This is a genomic window from Amycolatopsis stemonae (assembly GCF_054781455.1).
In genome coordinates this window covers 1,439-4,799 of sequence record NZ_BAAGUJ010000034.1, presented here as the reverse complement: position 1 = coordinate 4,799, position 3,361 = coordinate 1,439, and the positions used below count along the sequence as shown (strand labels likewise).

Sequence of the window (3,361 nt, the reverse complement as noted above, 5' to 3'; positions counted from 1 at the left end):
TAAGTTCGGCGGTGTCCTACTCTCCCACAACCCTTCGGTTGCAGTACCATCGGCGCTGTCAGGCTTAGCTTCCGGGTTCGGAATGGGACCGGGCGTTTCCCTGACGCTATAACCACCGAAACACTCCGAAACAACACACCCGGTGTGGTGTTTCAGAACCGTAGAGTGGATGCGTAACATCTTCGTAGGCAAGTCCTCGGCCTATTAGTACCAGTCAACTCGACAACACATTACTGTGCTTCCATTTCTGGCCTATCAACCCAATGGTCTCTTGGGGGCCTTAACCCACAAAGGGGTGGGATACCTCATCTTGGAACAGGCTTCCCGCTTAGATGCCTTCAGCGGTTATCCCTTCCGAACGTGGCCAACCAGCCATGCCCCTGGCGGGACAACTGGCACACCAGAGGTTCGTCCGTCCCGGTCCTCTCGTACTAGGGACAGCCTTCCTCAAGTATCCTACGCGCGCGGCGGATAGGGACCGAACTGTCTCACGACGTTCTAAACCCAGCTCGCGTGCCGCTTTAATGGGCGAACAGCCCAACCCTTGGGACCTACTCCGGCCCCAGGATGCGACGAGCCGACATCGAGGTGCCAAACCATGCCGTCGATATGGACTCTTGGGCAAGATCAGCCTGTTATCCCCGGGGTACCTTTTATCCGTTGAGCGACACCCCTTCCACCAGGAGGTGCCGGATCACTAGTCCCGACTTTCGTCCCTGCTCGACATGTCTGTCTCACAGTCAAGCTCCCTTGTGCACTTGCACTCAACACCTGATTGCCAACCAGGCTGAGGGAACCTTTGGGCGCCTCCGTTACTCTTTAGGAGGCAACCGCCCCAGTTAAACTACCCATCAGGCACTGTCCCTGAACCAGATCATGGCCCGAGGTTCAGATTCCCAATTCGACCAGAGTGGTATTTCAACAACGACTCCACCACAACTAGCGTTGCAGCTTCACAGTCTCCCACCTATCCTACACAAGCCGAACCGAAAACCAATACCAAACTATAGTAAAGGTCCCGGGGTCTTTCCGTCCTGCCGCGCGTAACGAGCATCTTTACTCGTAGTGCAATTTCGCCGGGCCTGTGGTTGAGACAGCCGGAAAGTCGTTACGCCATTCGTGCAGGTCGGAACTTACCCGACAAGGAATTTCGCTACCTTAGGATGGTTATAGTTACCACCGCCGTTTACTGGCGCTTAAATTCTCAGCTTCACCCCCCGAAAGGAGTTAACCGGTCCTCTTAACGTTCCAGCACCGGGCAGGCGTCAGTCCATATACATCGTCTTGCGACTTCGCATGGACCTGTGTTTTTAGTAAACAGTCGCTTTCCGCTGGTCTCTGCGGCCACCCACCCCTAGCCTGCAAGAAGCTTCAGGATGTTTGGCCCCCCTTCTCCCGAAGTTACGGGGGCATTTTGCCGAGTTCCTTAACCACAGTTCACCCGATCGCCTTGGTATTCTCTACCTGACCACCTGTGTTGGTTTGGGGTACGGGCCGTGCATGCACTCACTAGAGGCTTTTCTCGGCAGCATAGGATCACTCTACTTCGCCTCAAACGGCTACGCATCACGTCTCAGCCACACAGAACACGGATTTGCCTATGTTCCGGCCTACACGCTTACACCAGGACAACCATCGCCTGGCGGAGCTACCTTCCTGCGTCACCCCATCGCTTGACTACTACGAAATCAGGTCCCACGCTCCACACACAATCATTCACCCGAAGGCTTCAAACCGTGGCTTTGGGTGGTTAGTATCAAACGCCTCGTCATGGGCGCACATGCTCGGGTACGGGAATATCAACCCGTTGTCCATCGACTACGCCTGTCGGCCTCGCCTTAGGTCCCGACTTACCCTGGGCGGATTAGCCTGGCCCAGGAACCCTTGGTCATCCGGCGGCAGAGTTTCTCACTCTGCATTCGCTACTCATGCCTGCATTCTCACTCCCACACCCTCCACGACTGGCTTCCGCCGCCGCTTCCCTGGATGCAGGACGCTCCCCTACCCATCCATACCACTAGACAAGAGTCTCAAGGACTCAAGCCGATGTATTGCATGAATGACACAGCTTCGGCGGTGTGCTTAAGCCCCGCTACATTGTCGGCGCAGGACCACTTGACCAGTGAGCTATTACGCACTCTTTCAAGGGTGGCTGCTTCTAAGCCAACCTCCTGGTTGTCTGGGCAATCCCACATCCTTTCCCACTGAGCACACACTTAGGGGCCTTAGCTGGTGTTCTGGGCTGTTTCCCTCTCGACGACGAAGCTTATCCCCCGCCGTCTCACTGCCACGCTCTCACTTATTGGTATTCGGAGTTTGGTTGATTTCGGTAACCCGGTAAGGCCCCTAGACCATCCAGTAGCTCTACCCCCAACAAGAAACACGTGACGCTGCACCTAAATGCATTTCGGGGAGAACCAGCTATCACGGAGTTTGATTGGCCTTTCACCCCTACCCACAGCTCATCCCCCAGGTTTTCAACCCTGGTGGGTTCGGGCCTCCACGACGTCTTACCGACGCTTCACCCTGGCCATGGGTAGATCACTCCGCTTCGGGTCTAGACCACGCGACTCACATCGCCCTATTCAGACTCGCTTTCGCTACGGCTACCCCACACGGGTTAACCTCGCCACGCAGCACTAACTCGCAGGCTCATTCTTCAAAAGGCACGCCATCACCTATTACAGCTCTGACGGCTTGTAGGCACACGGTTTCAGGTACTCTTTCACTCCCCTCCCGGGGTACTTTTCATCTTTCCCTCACGGTACTCGTCCGCTATCGGTCTTCAGGAAGTATTTAGGCTTACCGGGTGGTCCCGGCAGATTCACAGCAAATTCCACGAGCTCGCTGCTACTCGGGAACACCACCAAGGCTCTTGAAACTGGTTTTCGCGTACGGGGCTCTCACCCACTCCGGCCCGCCATCCCAAGCGGTTCCACTAACCAGCACAACAACCCGAAGAAATGTCAGTCTCTTCAAGGCGGGTCCCACAACACCGACTACACAACCCCTGACAGGTATCACATGCAATCGGTTTAGCCTCTTCCGCTTTCGCTCGCCACTACTCACGGAATCACGGTTGTTTTCTCTTCCTACGGGTACTGAGATGTTTCACTTCCCCGCGTTCCCTCCACACACCCTATATATTCAGGTGCGGGTAACACCACATCACTGGTGCTGGGTTTCCCCATTCGGAAATCCTCGGATCACAGCTCGGTTGACAGCTCCCCGAGGCTTATCGCAGCCTCCTACGTCCTTCATCGGCTCCTGAAGCCAAGACATCCACCATGTGCCCTTAACAACTTGACCACAAAGATGCTCGCATCCACTCTACAGTTCTCAAACACCACACCAGAAACAC

The 3,361-nt window shown here is 55.4% G+C and carries 3 rRNA genes (1 of these 3 only partly in view); all 3 read right to left on the bottom strand.

Features of this window, described 5'->3' with window-relative positions:
• Positions 1–3: 3 nt before the first annotated feature.
• Positions 4–120: ribosomal RNA gene (gene rrf / locus ACYVLJ_RS47890) — 5S ribosomal RNA — on the bottom strand.
• Positions 121–184: 64 nt separating this feature from the next.
• A 23S ribosomal RNA gene (locus ACYVLJ_RS47885) occupies positions 185–3,309 on the bottom strand.
• 2 nt (positions 3,310–3,311) lie between these two features.
• Positions 3,312–3,361 (bottom strand): 16S ribosomal RNA (locus tag ACYVLJ_RS47880); its annotated part runs 1,438 nt beyond the window's last position; the annotation flags it as partial.